This is a genomic window from Halomonas elongata (assembly GCF_029081005.1).
GTDB lineage: Bacteria > Pseudomonadota > Gammaproteobacteria > Pseudomonadales > Halomonadaceae > Halomonas > Halomonas elongata_B.
In genome coordinates, this window is the sequence record NZ_JAJQTQ010000018.1 from 25,348 (window position 1) to 41,651 (window position 16,304).

Below are 16,304 nucleotides of genomic sequence, written 5' to 3' on the forward strand. Positions count from 1 at the left end.
AAATCAAAACATGAGAGAACGATATGAAAACATTTAGCGTCAAGCACAGTCCGATCCTGAGGCAAGAAGAGCGCTTCATCTCCAGGGATGATGTTACGGAATTGATCAAGAAGACCATCGACAACCTGGTCAATATACAGGACGAGACCGGCGAGTTCCTGCTTCATCTTGATGATGGCCGAACCATAGACACGAAAGGATGGGCTGGTTGGGAATGGACCCACGGTATCGGCCTGTACGGTATCTACAAGTACTACGAGCAAACCGACGATACCGAAGCACTGGCCATCATCGATGTTTGGTTCCGCAACCGCTTTGCCGAGCGACTGGCCACCAAGAATGTCAATACCGTGTGTCCCTTCCTGACCCTCGCCTATCGCTACGAGGAAACGGGTCGCAAGGAGTGGTTGCCGTACCTGCAGGCCTGGGCGGATTGGGTCATGCACGATATGCCGCGCACTGACAAGGGTGGTCTACAGCACGTCGTCTACAACAGCGAGAACCATCAGCAGCTGTGGGACGACACCTTGATGATGAGCGTGCTGCCGTTGGCCAAGATTGGACGGCTCCTCGATAGACAGGACTACGTGGAAGAGGCGAAATACCAGTTTCTGGTACACATCCAGTATCTCATGGATCGGGAGACGGGCGCCTGGTTCCATGGCTGGACGTTCGAGGGCAATCATAACTTCGCCAAGGCTCGCTGGGCGCGTGGCAATAGTTGGTTGACGATCGTCATTCCCGAGTTTCTTGAGCTCCTCGACCTATCTCCTCACGACCCCATTCGACGTTTTCTCATCCAGGTCCTGGAGTCCCAGGTCGAGATACTGACCCAGTGGCAATCGGAATCCGGTCTATGGCATACGCTGCTTGACGATCCATCCTCCTACCTTGAGGCATCGGCAACGGCCGGCTTTGCGTATGGCATTCTCAAGGCGGTCCGGATGCGTTATCTCGATGCCTCCTACTACGAAGTAGCCGAAAAAGCCACCAAGAGTGTCATTCAGCACATCACCCCGGATGGTGAGTTGGCGCAAGTCTCTTTCGGCACCGCCATGGGAGACGACCTCGACTATTACCGAACCATCCCTTTGACCTCCATGCCCTATGGCCAGGCCATGGCAATCTTGTGCCTCTCCGAATACTTGAGGACATACTTGTAGCATTCCCTTGGCCCTGTTGGGCCATGAACTCACCAACAAATCCAAAGAAAGGAGACATCATGACCATACCAGCTCACAAAAAGACACTGATCGCCGCAACACTCGCCACCCTGACATTGGGAACATCAGCGGCATATGCCGAGAATAGCGTCACTCTCAAGCTGGCCTATGCCCAGAACTCTCAACCCGTCAAGGACGCCCTCGCCAAGTTTGGCTCCCTTGTCGAGGAAAAGTCAGGTGGATCTATCAGTGTCACCTACTTCCCGGATAGCCAGTTGGGCGGAGAAAGCGAGCTCGTCGAGCTTCTACAGACTGGTGCGATCGACATGACCAAGGTATCCGGTGGCCTGATGGGAAGTTTTTCACCACTCTACAGCGTTTTCTCCATGCCTTACCTATTCGATGGAGAGACACATTTTCATAACGTGATGAACAATCCCGACATCATGGATGACGTATACCAATCGACGAAGGATCAGGGGTTCGTCGGTGTCGGCTGGTACGACTCTGGCCAACGCAACTTTTATACAAAGGACGATCCAATCAATGGTGTGTCTGACCTGGAAGGCAAGAAGATTCGGGTCATGCAAAGTGAAAAGTCCGTCAATACCATGGAGCTCCTTGGGGCTTCACCTGTCGTGATGGCCCAGGAGGAAGTATATACCGCTCTACAACAGGGTATTCTGGATGGCGCGGAAAACAATGAATTTGCCCTTACGACTGCACGCCATGGTGAGGTTGTCGATTACTATACCCTTGACGGTCATACGCGGATTCCCGACATCATCCTGTTCAACAGCAATACGCTTTCCAGCTTGACGGACTCTCAGCGAGAAGCCGTCATGTCGGCTATCGATGAATCGACTGAATTCCAACTGGAGAAGTGGTCTCAGTCTGTCGAGGAAGCGAGAAACAGTATCAAGGATGAATTCAACGTCGAGATCAACGAAGTTGATATCGCCCCCTTCCAGGAGGCCGTGCAGCCGATGTACGACGACCTCGAAAGTCATCCAGAGCAATATTCGCTTTACCAGAAGATCAGAGATTCCGTCAGCAACTGATTCTTCCCGACGAGATATTGCCAGCACGCCTGGCAATATCTCTTTCAACACTCGACACATCAGCATGAAGAGCATGAACAGAACATTGAATATAGGCATCAGAGCACACGACCTGCCCAAGCAGCCTCTGGAGAGCCTGGTAAATAATGTGGCCGACCGAGGACTTGGATCGGTGCAATTGGCCCTGAACAAGTCGTTCGATTTTGACACAAGGCCGGGAACATTGAATCCGGGCATGGCGCACCTTGTCGGAACGGCATTCAGACGTCGCGATATTCAAATTTCGGTACTTGGCTGTTATGCCAACATAATCCATCCAGACCCCGACGAACGCTTCTCTGCGCTATCAAGGTTCAAGGAGCATATTCGGTATTCCAGGGATTTCGGATGCGGGATTGTTGGCACTGAAACAGGCAACGTCAATCCCGATATCATATACACTGAAGAAAATTTTCATGAAGAACCTTTTCAAGAAGTGTTGTCCAGTGTCAGAGAACTCGTCGATGAGGCCGAAAAATTCGGCATCATCGTAGGTATCGAGCCGGGCGTCAACCATCCAATCCATTCCCCCAGGACGATGAAACGCTTGCTCGACGAGACGGGATCCAACAACTTGCAAGTGATATTCGACCCAGTCAATCTGTTGACGGCCGATAATCACGAACGACAGGATGAAATCTTGTCTGAGGCCTTTTCATTGTGGGGAGACCGCATTGCTGTCATCCACGCCAAGGATTTCACCATCGAAGATGGTCGTATAGTCCCTGCTCCGGTGGGAAAGGGGCTCATGAATTACAAGGTTGTCCTTGAGCATCTTAGCCCGCACATCAATATCATTCTCGATGAAACAAGCCCCGAGCATATCGAGGATGCCGTTCATTTTCTTAATTCCTGCTGACGTGGCCAGGTATTGCCCGCTCTCGACGGGCCAGAGGTGGGGTATGGCTATCCCCTATCGTATGATATCCCCTATCCTGCGACGGATATCCGTGCAAGCAAGGGGAAGCGACCATGTGGGACCAGCAAGAAATCCGCCTCGCGCCACGTTCGCGGGGCTTTCACCTGATCACTGACGAGGTCACCGAGGCCGTCCCCCGGCTGGCCAGCTTGAAGGTTGGCCTGCTGCATCTGCAGCTCCTGCATACCTCTGCCTCGCTGACCCTCAACGAGAACGCCGACCCCGATGTCCGCCACGACATGGATGCCTTCCTGCGCGACAGGGTGCCGGGTGACCTGCCCTATTTCCGCCATACCCTGGAGGGCCCGGACGTACGGGTTATATAAGGGCTCCTTGCCGGATATGGACATATAGTTTTATATGGACACCTCCTATGCAGTTACTCCTCATTCCTAGCCGCTGTAAGATGACCATGCGATCCAAAATGAGGCTTTCCAAAGCTATGCTCTGACGCTAGGTAATGAAATCATTAAAAAATGACACATTCCGAAGCAATACTATATAAAAGCTTTAGGAAAAGGAGTAAGAGCCTCACTACTTAACTCACTCTAAAAAGACTCCATCTCAAACTTTGCGAGGACAAGGTGACAGCATAAAAAATTCGCAACCTTTAGAGAATAGAAGCTTATTCCATACTGCTCAAGATCAAGACCTAATCCCTGTATTTCAAGATCGCTACAACACACAGCACTTCTAATTTCGCGCGACGCATTGAAGGATCCCCTTTTGTGTCATATAATACAAAGAGTATAAACTTTACACGTACGCTCTCAACATTATTAGTCTTATTAGATAGCACCCAATAGATTAGGATATGGTAGGGACGTGATGATTAAGCAAAAATACAAATTAATGAAATGGTGGCGCTATGTTTAAGCGAGTCAACTTGCTTAAACCAAGACTGGTAGGCAAGCGTTATGATGATCATGCACTTCCTTTGATGATCCTGAAAGACTTTTCTGTTTTTGAGGAATTTGTCATTGATGTAGCCAAGTGGCTCTATCTTCAAGACAATCCCAGTCGCATGAGGGCGCCAAAAAAATTCACTGATAACATATACTTAGAAATTACTAAAATAGAAAAAGGAAGTGCCCAGCCGATCATTGACATGCATGTTCATGAGTCATCTCATGACTTGGTCCCAGCTCTGGCAGAAGATTATTTCATGAGAGCTCGGGACTCAATTATCTCTGCCATTGACGCAGCCGCCAATGACGAGAATGTCATAGATCATCTTCCTAGCCACCTGTTGGGGTATTTTGACCGCTTTGGAAGAATGTTGCTTGATGACGAGCGCATCGAGTTCTCCCCTGAAAACCTCGATAGAAAAGCCCCGCTCAACCGTTCGACAAGAAAGAAGTTGATAATGCTGTCTAAGTCTGATGGATTGACAGACAACATATCTATACTTGGAAAAGTTTTCGGTGTTGATCAAATAAATCTGACCTATGATATTCAGCTTACTACTGGTCAGAAAATAATGGGGCGAATGTCTTCATTCCATGTGAATGATATTCTCCATGCCAATAATGCCTATCGGGATGGAGGGTATGTCTCTATCAAAGGGGTTGGCAGGTTTAATAGAAATGACCAACTTAAAGAGGTTATTGAAACAGACCAGATCACAATTTTAACCTCTACCGAAGTCCAGGTTCAGCTGGAAGAGCTCAAAAACCTGAGGGACTTCTGGTTGGATGGAAAAGGGCTTGCCCCATGTAAATCTGGTTTAGATTGGCTCATAAGCTGTTTTTCAAACCTGTATGAAGACGACCTTCCTCAACCTTATGTATACCCCACTCCCGAAGGAGGGGTACAAGTGGAATGGAGTATTGGTGAACAAGAAATAAGCTTAGAGATTGATCTCAAAAATCATCAAGGATATTGGCATTATCTTGACATAAGCTCTGATAGTGATTATGAAGAGAGACTGGATCTTGATGACGAGGAAAAGTGGGCTTTTGTGACATCGAAGCTGCGTGAGGCTGAAGGGCAGGAAAAAAATGAATGATTCGACAATTCTTCTTCGTCAAATCAACCCAAACTTCATTAGGGATGGCAGGGTCACCTCACAAGCTTTCAAGCCCACCCCCAAAGATGAAGATTTACTATCAGTCTATGATGGAGACATGATTTCTCCTCAAGATTCTCTTCATCACTTTGAAGACTCGCTGGACTGCTCCTCAAGCGGAGTTATGGGTGTTACTGTCGAAGAGTGTAAAGAGCAAGACCTTACAGCCAACTCAGATCCAGCGCCATTTCCAGAGCATGCTGTGATTGATTATTCAGATCTTTCAAATGGCCAAATCTCTAAAAAAGCAAAGAAGATCACAAAGGTTGCTCAAGAACGGGATTGGCTCTACAAAAAATAGTGAAATTAAAAGCCCGCCTTTAACGGGAGTCTGCATGCAAACCCGCCGCAAGGCGGGTTTATTCCTGATGATATGCATATGCTTCGCATATTAGCTCTTGGCAAGTCAAGGCCTTACCATATTCTCATCCCTTTACCTTCCCGCTCCCCGAAGCAAGGCATTAGCCTTGCTTTTCATCACCTTCTCTCTCGAGACCTTTGAAAGGGTCCCGACCATAACCCCGCTTCAGTAGTCGTCTGCCATGGTAGTGATATGCTCCCTCAAGCCACTGATCATCGAGCTCCGGCGCATCGTCAGGATCTACCCAATCCCTTTCCGTATCTTTACTGTCATCGCCCATAGCTGCCAACGTTCTCCTATTTGGTTGGTGATGGTTCCTCCGAGCCTCTACACTGATAAAGGATTTTCCTGCTTAATTAGCTCATGTAATGGGCATTCAAACCCACCGTCATCAGTCCCCAAGACCATGTTGAAGATTATGCGACTCAGAGAGGACTGCGGAAGATTATAGTTCCTATGGAACGGTTTTACATCCCAATCGTTGGCCACAGCCCGCTCCATGTTCCGTGAGATATTCCCTACGACTGAGTTGGCAGCTTGCCTTTTACTGATAGAGCTTCGCATGTAATAGGCGGCTGCGTCCTTGGTAGCTCGCCAAATGAAGTTGTAGACCTGGGCCACACTGAATTTCTCTAAGCACTGGCTTATAACCTGTCGAGTCTTCTCCCCCGGCGACAAGTACAGCTGATGATCCTCCAGAATAGTCTTCAGAAAACCGAGGCATTCATTCAGTTGGACTTCCTTGCATAGCGCGACGAATTCCGGTGCTTGTCTGACGCCTTGTATGATTTCCTCATCGAAAAACTCATTGACCAGCGCCGTAACATGATCGGCGTCCAAAGCAAGGTTAAACGCACACTCTCCGAGATCGACACTAAATCGATCATCCTCGTGAAGCTCGACCGCCTCAAGGCGTGTGCCCAGGCAGATTAACAGTAGGTGGTTGTCAATCAAATGCCGAAGGACCTTGTGATCGTAGACAGAATCAGGTGACAACGTGCAGGTAGGATAGTCGTCTAGCGGCTCAATGGTAGTGAATTGCTCGTCGCCTAACGCCTGAATCGCAGCTAACAGATAGATTTTGCTGGTCAGGTCTAGCGTTGCTGGGTCTGGCGTGTTGTTTTCCGCCGACTGCCGCATTTTCAGGATCAAGCCCCTCTTCTCGTCGGCGATGGCTTGGCGCTCAGCGTCTATACATGCTTTGCAGATCCGATTCTGAAACCAGCGGCGCTCCTGATACTGGCTGCGGGTGCCAAAGCGGTACGGCTGTTTGCAACGCCCACAGCAGATGTCTTCCCGCCATACGAAGGCGTGCCGCTCGACGAACTTACTGACCACATGGGGCTTCATCCCATGAGCGGTCGCAATCTCGCGTATCTTGAGCGCAAACTCACCTTCCTCAGTCTGTCGCCAGTAGTCCGCGCAGATGCGAGCGTTCAGCTCATCATCAGTGAGAATCTCCAACTGCATCCAGGCTACTCCAAATGGGAATCATAGTCCGTGGAATTGTATGCAGTGGGCCGTGATAGTTCCATCCTTTGGATGGAGCGGGACAGATGCGGAACGAGAAGCTGGTGGCATTCGGCCAGAGGGTCAGAGAGCTCCGCAAAAACAGAGGGTTATCTCAGGAGGCCATGGCTGCACTGGCCGGGGTGGACCGAAGTTATATGGGCCACATCGAGCGCGGCGAGAAGAACATCACCCTGACCAAGATCTACCAGATCAGCGAAGCCCTCGGCATCGAGGTCGCCGACCTCTTCCCCCGCACCGCAACCCCTAGCGTGTCTTCTTCTGATTGACGAGCCCTCGTCGCTTCTTCCTGAGCTGCGCTTTCATCCAGTGGCCAGCATCTCGCATCTCATCACGTAGCTCCTGAAGCTCCTGCGCGTTGAGACGCCGGAACTGACCCTGTTCCCCGGCCTCCGGCTTACCCGATCCGTGCGCCATACCAGCCTCCCTCAGTCGATCAGCCTGCCTGCCATGTCATCCAGTCTGGCCTTGATGCCCTCCCACTGTGGCATCACTTGCCCCATCAGGCGATAGAATCGCTCGCTATGGTTATGCTCCGCGATGTGACACAGCTCATGCAGGATGACGTAATCTACGCATTCCCGCGGCGCCTTCACCAGGTGCGGATTCAGCGTCAGACGCCCTTGAGGCGAGCAGCTTCCCCAGCGCGTTTGCATGGCCTGCACCCGCATCGGTGGCCGCTCAGAGACCCAGAGCGCCTGTTCCAGCAAGGCGTCGAGCCGCCGCCCAAACACCTCACCCGCACGCTCCCGATACCAGCGTGCCAGTAGCTGTTTGACCTTGTCAGGCCGCTTATGGCGAATGCGCACCTCCAGCCGACCGCGTAGCAGCTTGACACCTTGCCGCTCCGTCAGCGTCTCGATCACTTTCAGAAGGTGCTGCCTGCCCAGGTAGTAATGGCTTTCGCCACTCACATAGCGGCGCGGGATCACGTATTCATTCTGAGCGCGAAACTGGCGCAGCTGTTGATAGATCCACCGCGCCCGCTGCCGGACTGCATCGAGCACCTCATCGTCACTGGCTTCTCGTGGGGCCAGGGCTTCGACACGCGTATCTGGATGGACCTTGATCAGTACCCGATTGATGCCTTGGGACCGGGCCAGGCGCCGGATGGTGATACATTCGTCGCCATAACGGAACACCAGCTCGCGACCATAGGGAGCGGCATCAGCGATCATCACGCTCATTATGTTGCCAATCCTACTCGGGTGATCTGAACGATGTTCTCCACGATCTGCTTAGCCTGATCCATACCTGCGCCCACGGACTTGCACTGCCTGAAGACCACCGGCAACAATTGCTTGCGTATCGCGGCTTCGATGTTCTGCGGATTGATGGAGTGGACGGCTACCGCGTCGTCGACCACCTCACAGGCCTCGAATGCCAGATTGATCCAGAGTTGTTGAACCTGGGGGTCGTCACTGGACAGCACCTTAGGCAACGCCTGCTTGAAGACACCATACACCGCCTGCGCATGCCGATTACCCTGAAAAGCATCAGGCAGTTCATCTAGTCGGCGCTCGCTGACTTGCTGCTCGAACTCCTTGAAAAGAAGATATTGTTTCAAGGGGTGGTCGAACAGCTTCTCAGCCTCCTCGATGGCCTGGCGCAGAAGCGCCGAGAAGGCTTCCTGGGCGTAAGGGTCATCCTTGAGGTCCTGCTCGATCATCTTGGTGACCCGAGTCTTGATGATATCCGTCTCGTTGCGGGTCTTGTCCTCGCTCCACTCTTCTGGCGCCTGCTGTGCTCCCATACGACTAACTTCGTAGGCCCCGTCCGCTTCCTGGATATCGACACCTACCACATGGCGATCCAGCAGCTTCTTGACCTGCTCCACGTAGTCGTCGTAGTCCACGGACTCGCCTGCGTCCTGCTTGACCAGCTGGCGAAGGCTGGAGAACTGCTTGAGAGTGTCCTTGTAATGACGACGATCGTCGTCGGTGAAACTCGAATCCTCGAAGAAAGTGGATGATTGCAGGGCGACCTTCAGGCAGCTGGCAAAGGCCGTCAGCGCCTCATAGAAGTCTTCACGCACCTTCTGGTGCACATCGACCAGCTCAGGCTTAGCGCCCGGCAAAGCCGACTCCAGAGTCTCCATGCGCGGTACCAGTACTTGGCGTAGCTGTTCGATGTCCTGCTTGTTCTTCACGCCATCGAAGATCGCCCATAACTGCGTATAGAGCTGCGGCAGCCGCTTGTACTCCGTACCCATGGAGTGATAAAGCCCCTCGATATCGTTGATATCGAAGCCTCCCTGAGTGCGTGAAGCCAGGTCCTGATACTTGGCGATGGTGGTATCCAACTCCGCCAGAATGCCGCGATAGTCGATCAGGAAGCCAAAACGTTTCTTGTCATGCAGGCGGTTCACGCGAGCAATAGCTTGAATCAGGTTATGGGACTTAAGCGGCTTGTCGATATAGAGCACCGCGTTCTTGGGCTCATCGAAGCCGGTCAGCAGTTTATCAACCACGATCAGCAGCTTGAGGTCATCATCCTTGTTGAAGCGCTCTATCAGGCTGCGGGTGTAAACCTGTTCCTCCTGGTTGCCGACATTGTCCTTCCACCACTGCTGCACCTCCGGCAAGGTGGTTTCATCCACCTCGGTGTTACCTTCACGGGTGTCCGGTGGGCTCATCACCACCGCCGACTCGAACAATCCAGCTTCGTCCAGGTACTTCTTGTACTTGATGGCTGAGCTCTTGCTGTCGCATGCCAGTTGGCCCTTGAGGCCCTCCGGCACATGCTTGACGAAGTGGTTGGCGATATCGAGTGCAATCAGACGAATACGGTCATCGGCGCTGTAGATCTGCCCCTTCCTGGCCAGCTTGCGTTTGAGGTCGGTCTTCTGAGCGTCTTCCAGCCCTTCGGTGATCCGCTCGAACCAGGCATCGATGGCCCGCTCGTTCACATCCAGATCGGGAATACGCTCCTCATAGAGCAACGGGGAAACCGTCTTATCCTCTACAGCACGCTGCATGGTGTAGGCGTGAACGATGGGGCCGAATTTGTTAGTGGTTCGGTCCTCCTTCAGCAGGGGGGTGCCCGTAAAGGCCACAAAGGCGGCATTGGGCAACGCCTGTTTCATGCGGATATGGTTCTCGCCGCCTTGGCTACGGTGCCCCTCATCGATCAAGACGATGATGTCCGAGCTTTCGTTGTGGCACTCCGGCAGCTTGGTCGCGGAGTTGAACTTCTGGATCAGCGAGAAGACGATGCGCTCGTTGCCCTTACCAATCTGTTCGGCCAGGCGTGTGCCAGAGGTTGCCATGGCCGCAGCCTTGTCCTTCTTGGTGGCCAGCTCGCCACCGGACGTGAAGGTGGCACTCAACTGGCTCTCAAGATCGATCCGGTCGGTGACGATGACCAAGCGGCACTGCTTGAGCGACTCGTGCAGGATCAGTGCCTTGCTGAGAAACACCATGGTGAAGGACTTGCCGGAGCCTGTGGTATGCCAGATGACACCACCTTCTCGTCCACCATCCGGACGTCTGGTGTTGATTCGCTCGATCAGCCGCTTGATACCAAACACCTGCTGATAGCGAGCAACGATCTTCCCGGCCTTCTTATCGAACAGGGTGAAGAAGCGCGTCATCTCCAGCAGACGCCCCGGTGAAAGCAGACTGATGAGGAGCCTGTCCTGGCCGGTCACGGCCAGTTCGCCGCCCTGCAGGCGCTGTTCGTACCATTCGCGGTCTGCTGGTGGACGATGACTGAAGAGCGCATCAAGTTGCTGCGCCGAGAGCGGGGCATTCTTGAGCGCATGCATCTCGGCTTCCGAAATGTCTTCCTCACTCCAGGTCGCCCAGAATTTCTCTGGTGTATGGCAGGCGCCATAGCGACCCTCATGCCCATTGATCGAGAACAGAAGCTGGCTGTATGCGAAGAGTTGGGGAATCTCGTCATAGCGCTGGTTACGTAAGCACTGAGAAATGCCCTCCTGCAGAGTTGGCCCCTTGTGAGACTGGCCGTCGGGCCGTTTGGCCTCAATCACCGCCAGGGGGATACCATTTACGAAGCAGACGATATCCGGCCGGCGCGTATCCACGCCTCCCGAGCGAGCAACGCTGAACTCCTCTGTGAAGTGAAAGATGTTATTCTCTGGGTTATCCCAGTCAATTAGCGCTACAGTCGGGCTGGCCTTACGGCCATCTACGAACTCGGTTACCGAGATACCGTAAAGCAGGTGATTATAGAGTTTCTCGTTAGCGGAAAGAAGCCCCTCATTCAATGCGGGCGTACACACCTCAGCAACCAAATTGTCGACCGAATTTTGGGAAAGAGCATGCGTTGCACCGCCAAAGACAAAGCGACGTTTCCCAAGCTCTTCGCGCAAAATATTTTTCAACACGACTTCATCATATTGGCCACCGCGAGCAGCCAAGGCAAATTCGGGAGAAAGAAAGCCCCACCCTTGCTGTAACAATAATGTTAGCGCGGGGAGTTTAGCGCTGAACTCTTCTTGAAACCTTGGAGAATCCATTTTCATCCCCACCCCTGCATATAAAGTTATTTAAAATGGAAGCTATAACAAGCGCACGAGAAAAGCTAACGACAAACATAGCTTATAAGGTCAGAGAAATAAATCCCAGATGAAAAAATAACAACCAAGACAAATAGCAAGAATGAGAGCGGAACTTTGTCTCTAAAAAAACGGAATCTTCTCTGCTCAGCAACCCAGTCAATCTGGAGCTCCCAGAAAAACTTATAATGAGCGTACCAATTGCTAAACATTATCTGCTTGCTTATACTGAGCGAATAAAACTCCTCTTCAATTTCAGAAAGTTCCTTTTGATAACCAGAACCATCCTCTGACTCATCCATGGCTTTGACATTAAAATAGAGAGATTTTAACCTATAGTAAAGCTTAGTTATACCAACTCCGGCTTCAGCATACTCCTTCTTCTTACTATCATTCAAAGAAACATAGAGACCCACAACGCCTAAAATTATAAAAACAGAGGAAACAAGCTTGTTTGATATATCATCAATTGCAAGAGCAATAATACCAAAGGCCAACGAAATAAAACTAATGAACCCCGGCGTCTTTTCGACTATATCATAGGTGGCAAAATGCTTTTTTGCCCCAAAACCAACATCATAACCTTTTTCTGCAATGCTTCTTAACAAATCGTTTTTTTTCACCATTAACTCCTACTGGATAGGCACATCAATTTTTGATTTCGCAACAACCACTCCGTCTTTAACAGCATAGCATTCGACTAGATGCTCTCCTTTAAAATCAGTAGATTCACTTTTTTTCATAGAGCCGTCGTCATCTTCTATCTGCCCCCTGATGCAATCTCTTTTTTGTGCTTCTTCACCTCGATTCAAGACCTTCCATTTTAATGAAAATGGGTGTGGGACATCATGAGAAACCACTTTAAAGTTAAGTCTCTTCTGCCGCCGAAGTGGCAGCCCTTTCATAATAATATTAATTAGCGAATTCTCTCTAAAGCCATTTTGAGAAACGTCACAGTCCAAAGAAACAGTAAACTTAATGTCTTCGGGATACGTATCCTCAATAAATTCTTCAGTGTTTCGCCACCCCCTTCCTGCTTTGGCCACAGCTTCTTGAACGCCCTGCTTAGCAGGAAAGCTTCTTCCGTACACTTTCTTCCACTTATTATTTTCAGATTCAGTTCCCCTTGCATCTATCGCTTTTAAGCACAAGTTGTAGGCTTGCCTTGCTTTCTTCTGGAATTTTTTCTTTACTTTTACATTCTGATTACTACCTGGAGCCTTATAAATATCCTGACAAGGTTGCTCGGCCAAGTAGTTAAAAAAGTCTCTACTCAAATAGTCAAAATAAAGAAAACTTTTATTATCATAGAATGACGTTGACTTCATAAAGTTATAAGCAAGCGTGTCAATTAGAAGCCCTCCCATCGCTACGCCATGCTTGTTTTTCCAAGCACGACCCATCTTACACAATAAACGCAAATTCCTATTTTTTTGCTCGTTTAATTTTTTTATTTCCCGCATTTCCTGTCGGGGCTTAGTAATTTTCCAGCTTCCACCATTGTAAGTGTCTGGATACTTGAAAAAGCTGCCTCCATCATCAAAATTCTCAAAGACAGGCTGAACCTCAACGTGGAAGTTTTTATATGTGACTGTAACAACCAAGCGATCAACTCTAATATTTGTACTCGGATACCTAGCTTTAATTGCATCCTTAACATCAGTCAACAGCTGGGTCTGCTGCCCATTCTTATAGGTATCCCACGCTCCTTTTGGCATTATATAAAGCATATCAAGATCTGAGATGCCTTTGATGCCGGTATAACGCCCATATGAACCAACTCTCAGTGAGTTTGCCTCTTTGGACTCGGAGTCTCTAAACTTCTTATTTAGGCTAGCAGTGATTTCACCATAGCGACTACTAATCCGCTCGGCGTTATCAACCTTTAGATTGTCTAAAAAATCTTTAAACATATCAGAAACTGACATTCACACCTCGCCAACTTTTTCACATTGAAAATCACCAGAACCCACCCTCCGCTTACCTGTCAAAAGCTGCTGCATTAAAGCATTTCTTTCATGTTTGATGCACTCAACCTTTTTCTTGACAACTTCAACCTCTTGATTGGCGACAGAGAGCGCGGTAGCAATTTTTTCCTGTTCTTCAAGACAAGGAACCGCAAACCTGAATTCACATAAATTTCTAAAATACAGTCGAGTTCTTGTACCGCCTTGCTTTTGCTGAATCGCAAACCTTTTAAAGGCATCGCCATGATTTAATTGAGCTTCTAGAAAATCCTTATCAACCCCACTTGCGGAGAAGACAGGATACTCTTTGCTAATAGCCCCCCTTTCCCACTCTCGATTCAAGTTGAACTTAAAAATTAAATCATCACTCATATGCCTATATGTAAAATAGCCAAAAGGTATGACACCATACTTCCCTTCATTTATAACTGAGCGCTCTTGCTCATAGAGACCGTCCCTAGAAGAAGTCAGTATCGGCAATTTTGTTGAAGCAGGCACATATTCTTTATGTAATCTCAAAAAATTACCGACTTTCTCTTCCTTCCAAGCCGGAAACCCTCTTCCAGACTCAGAATTAAATCTACGCTTTCCGTTAAGCAGCTGTTGTAGTAACCCCCTCTTCTGCTGGCGACTATTAGAGAGAAGCCTTTCGCAAGTACGGACAGCTTCATCCCATGTGTAGATGACTTGAGCGATTTTCTTTTGCTCATCAAGCGGGGGAACAAGAACAACCTGCTCGGTCACATCACTTTTTTGCACATGAACAAGGGTAGACTTAAAACCATGTGCTTTCTCTTCAACACGCTTGGTAACTGATAGCATGGCAAAGTAAAGCCAAGTATGATCAACTTTTAATTTAGGCTCAACACGAAAAATGTGTTGATTAAGGACACCTTTTGGCCCTTTCCAAAGCTTGGCGCCAAATGAAACTCCTTTAGTCCCAGCCCAAGCAAAAAGTATATCACCTGGATTCACAAGCCACTGCTTTTTTATGGCACCATCATAAAAATTAAAACTCTCGGAACCGTTTAAATTTTGAATGCGAATTATCGGCAGCCCAGAATCAGACCAATCTTGGGATTTAAACCCATGCCCATTGATGAAAGTGCATATGTCTCCAACGCTTTTAACATGCCACCCCTCAGGCACCATAGCCCAGCTCCTCTAAATACTGCTCCATTCTACCTTCAAGATCAGTAAGCTGAGACTGTAGCTTCTTTCGTTCGTTACGCACGGCCATCAGGTCAATTTCTTCCTCTTCCTCAAAGGTATCTACGTAGCGCGGAATGTTGAGATTGTAGTCATTTTCTTGGATCTCCTCGTGGGTTGCCAGATGCGCATACGTATCTACGCTGACTCGCTCACGGTAGGTAGCAACAATCTTCTGAATATTGCTTTTCGTCAGAACATTCTGATTCTTGCCGGGTTTAAACTCACGACTAGCATCAATAAAAAGAACGGAATCATCTTTTTTATTCTTTTTAAAGATTAGAATCGCAGCTGGAATACCTGTGCCGTAAAACAATTTCTCTGGCAAGCCAATTACGGCATACAATAGATTCTCTTCGATTAACTTCTTACGGATCCTCCCTTCGCTTGAGCCACGAAAAAGTACGCCATGGGGGACTACCACTCCCATACGACCAGAGGCAGGTTGCAATGTCTCAATCATATGCTGGATGAATGCGTAATCACCCTTGGTCTTTGGGGGAACTCCACGACGGAAACGGCTGAATTTGTCGTGAACAGCCTCGTCATGACCCCACTTATCGAGACTAAACGGAGGATTAGCAGTAACTATATCGAATAACTTTAGCTCACCATTATTATCTAGCAAAAGTGGGTTCTGTATTGTATCGCCCCACTCAACCTTGTGGTTGTCTTCGCCATGCAAGAACATGTTCATCTTGCATAGCGCCCATGTGGAGTTAATCGACTCTTGACCGTAAAGGGCATATTCACGGCTTCCGTAATTTTCTACAACCTTGCGTCCACATTTCATTAGCAGCGAACCGGAGCCACAAGCAGGGTCACAGATGGTATCACCCGGTTGAGGGTTCAATAGCTCAGCAATCAAATCCGACACTTCTGGTGGCGTATAGAACTCACCAGCCTTCTGGCCACCGTAGGCAGCGAAGTTCTTGATCAGGTACTCATAAGCGTTACCGATCACATCCAAAGAGCCAACACGGCTCGGCTTCAGATTGAGCTCGGGTTTGGCAAAATCTTCAAGAAGATGGCGCAGAGTCGTATTCTTCTGCTTTTCTCCACCAAGCTTGTCGGTATTGAAGGAGATATCCTGGAATACGCTTTTGCTTGCGTCCTTGAGCTTGGTGCCATTCGCTTCCTCGATGGCGTGCAGGGCGCGGTCGATCCGCTCGCCATTGCCTGGCTCGTGTCGGTGCTCCCAAAGTGTGTAGAAACTGGCATCACGTGGCAGGACGAAACGCTCGTTCTTCATCAACTCCTCGATCAGCTCCGGCTCATCACCATAGTCGGCTTGGTAGCTATCGTAGTGGTCCTGCCATACATCCGAGATGTACTTCAGAAACAGCATCGTGAGGATGAAATCTTTATAGGTGTCCGCGCTGATGGTGCCGCGAAACGTATCGCAGGCCGCCCACAGGGCCTTGTTGATACTGTCCTGGTTGATTTGCTCGCTCATTGAGTCATGTCC

At 49.6% G+C, this 16,304-nt stretch carries 13 protein-coding genes and 1 pseudogene; 7 read left to right on the plus strand and 7 right to left on the minus strand.

Translation table 11 applies throughout. The features are described from left to right. The first annotated feature begins 23 nt into the window (after positions 1–23). The 6 genes and pseudogenes from LU493_RS13590 (at position 24) to LU493_RS13615 (ending at position 5,551) form a co-directional block, all read left to right on the plus strand. Positions 24–1,163 carry a glycoside hydrolase family 88/105 protein gene (locus LU493_RS13590; protein WP_275288326.1) on the plus strand — a complete coding sequence of 380 codons (1,140 nt, stop codon included), beginning with the start codon at positions 24–26 and terminating at the stop codon, positions 1,161–1,163. Between the two features lie 59 nt (positions 1,164–1,222). Beyond that, on the plus strand, positions 1,223–2,224 hold the full coding sequence (locus LU493_RS13595; RefSeq protein ID WP_275288327.1) for a TRAP transporter substrate-binding protein: 1,002 nt from the start codon (positions 1,223–1,225) through the stop codon (positions 2,222–2,224). A gap of 64 nt (positions 2,225–2,288) precedes the next feature. Continuing rightward, positions 2,289–3,122, plus strand: a complete 834-nt coding sequence (locus LU493_RS13600) for a sugar phosphate isomerase/epimerase family protein (RefSeq protein WP_275288328.1) — start codon at positions 2,289–2,291, stop codon at positions 3,120–3,122. A gap of 113 nt (positions 3,123–3,235) precedes the next feature. Then, positions 3,236–3,493 (plus strand): annotated as a pseudogene (locus LU493_RS13605) (YjbQ family protein); the annotation flags it as partial. Positions 3,494–4,050: 557 nt separating this feature from the next. Then, the gene (locus tag LU493_RS13610) at positions 4,051–5,190 is read left to right on the plus strand and encodes a hypothetical protein (protein ID WP_275288329.1); all 1,140 of its coding nucleotides are present in this window, start codon (positions 4,051–4,053) and stop codon (positions 5,188–5,190) included. Continuing rightward, complete coding sequence (locus LU493_RS13615; protein ID WP_275288330.1) at positions 5,183–5,551, plus strand: hypothetical protein; 369 nt, start codon at positions 5,183–5,185, stop codon at positions 5,549–5,551. Before LU493_RS13610 ends, LU493_RS13615 begins: the two co-directional genes overlap by 8 nt. Positions 5,552–5,938: 387 nt before the next feature. Here the strand turns inward: LU493_RS13615 and LU493_RS13620 are convergent, their stop codons facing one another. After that, positions 5,939–7,081 carry a hypothetical protein gene (locus tag LU493_RS13620; protein WP_275288331.1) on the minus strand — a complete coding sequence of 381 codons (1,143 nt, stop codon included), beginning with the start codon at positions 7,079–7,081 and terminating at the stop codon, positions 5,939–5,941. Between the two features lie 86 nt (positions 7,082–7,167). Between LU493_RS13620 and LU493_RS13625 the strand changes: the two genes are divergently transcribed. Continuing rightward, a complete protein-coding gene (locus LU493_RS13625) occupies positions 7,168–7,410 on the plus strand; it encodes a helix-turn-helix domain-containing protein (RefSeq protein ID WP_275288332.1) in 243 nt (80 codons plus the stop codon). A gap of 159 nt (positions 7,411–7,569) precedes the next feature. On the opposite strand, the gene LU493_RS13630 is transcribed toward LU493_RS13625, so the two are convergent. Genes LU493_RS13630 through LU493_RS13655 form a run of 6 tightly spaced genes read right to left on the minus strand, consistent with a single transcriptional unit; the run spans position 7,570 to position 16,292 of the window. Then, complete coding sequence (locus LU493_RS13630; RefSeq protein ID WP_275288333.1) at positions 7,570–8,328, minus strand: M48 family metallopeptidase; 759 nt, start codon at positions 8,326–8,328, stop codon at positions 7,570–7,572. Then, the gene (locus LU493_RS13635) at positions 8,328–11,627 is read right to left on the minus strand and encodes a type I restriction endonuclease subunit R (protein WP_275288334.1); all 3,300 of its coding nucleotides are present in this window, start codon (positions 11,625–11,627) and stop codon (positions 8,328–8,330) included. Before LU493_RS13635 ends, LU493_RS13630 begins: the two co-directional genes overlap by 1 nt. Before the next feature lie 59 nt (positions 11,628–11,686). Further along, positions 11,687–12,283, minus strand: a complete 597-nt coding sequence (locus LU493_RS13640) for an SLATT domain-containing protein (RefSeq protein WP_275288335.1) — start codon at positions 12,281–12,283, stop codon at positions 11,687–11,689. Between the two features lie 9 nt (positions 12,284–12,292). Beyond that, positions 12,293–13,588 (minus strand): nucleotide-binding domain-containing protein, encoded by a 1,296-nt coding sequence (locus LU493_RS13645; protein ID WP_275288336.1) that lies wholly within the window; start codon positions 13,586–13,588, stop codon positions 12,293–12,295. Further along, the gene (locus tag LU493_RS13650) at positions 13,589–14,779 is read right to left on the minus strand and encodes a restriction endonuclease subunit S (RefSeq protein WP_275288337.1); all 1,191 of its coding nucleotides are present in this window, start codon (positions 14,777–14,779) and stop codon (positions 13,589–13,591) included. Continuing rightward, a complete protein-coding gene (locus LU493_RS13655) occupies positions 14,769–16,292 on the minus strand; it encodes a type I restriction-modification system subunit M (protein ID WP_275288338.1) in 1,524 nt (507 codons plus the stop codon). Before LU493_RS13655 ends, LU493_RS13650 begins: the two co-directional genes overlap by 11 nt. Positions 16,293–16,304 lie beyond the last annotated feature (12 nt).

Coding starts and splice junctions, on each gene's coding strand:
- LU493_RS13635 (WP_275288334.1), bottom strand. CDS start 11,627: ATGAAAATGGATTCTCCAAGGTTTCAAGAAGAGTTCAGCGCTAAACTC.
- LU493_RS13625 (WP_275288332.1), top strand. CDS start 7,168: ATGCGGAACGAGAAGCTGGTGGCATTCGGCCAGAGGGTCAGAGAGCTC.
- LU493_RS13610 (WP_275288329.1), top strand. CDS start 4,051: ATGTTTAAGCGAGTCAACTTGCTTAAACCAAGACTGGTAGGCAAGCGT.
- LU493_RS13645 (WP_275288336.1), bottom strand. CDS start 13,588: ATGTCAGTTTCTGATATGTTTAAAGATTTTTTAGACAATCTAAAGGTT.
- LU493_RS13615 (WP_275288330.1), top strand. CDS start 5,183: ATGAATGATTCGACAATTCTTCTTCGTCAAATCAACCCAAACTTCATT.
- LU493_RS13600 (WP_275288328.1), top strand. CDS start 2,289: ATGAAGAGCATGAACAGAACATTGAATATAGGCATCAGAGCACACGAC.
- LU493_RS13590 (WP_275288326.1), top strand. CDS start 24: ATGAAAACATTTAGCGTCAAGCACAGTCCGATCCTGAGGCAAGAAGAG.
- LU493_RS13630 (WP_275288333.1), bottom strand. CDS start 8,328: ATGAGCGTGATGATCGCTGATGCCGCTCCCTATGGTCGCGAGCTGGTG.
- LU493_RS13655 (WP_275288338.1), bottom strand. CDS start 16,292: ATGAGCGAGCAAATCAACCAGGACAGTATCAACAAGGCCCTGTGGGCG.
- LU493_RS13595 (WP_275288327.1), top strand. CDS start 1,223: ATGACCATACCAGCTCACAAAAAGACACTGATCGCCGCAACACTCGCC.
- LU493_RS13650 (WP_275288337.1), bottom strand. CDS start 14,779: ATGGTGCCTGAGGGGTGGCATGTTAAAAGCGTTGGAGACATATGCACT.
- LU493_RS13620 (WP_275288331.1), bottom strand. CDS start 7,081: ATGCAGTTGGAGATTCTCACTGATGATGAGCTGAACGCTCGCATCTGC.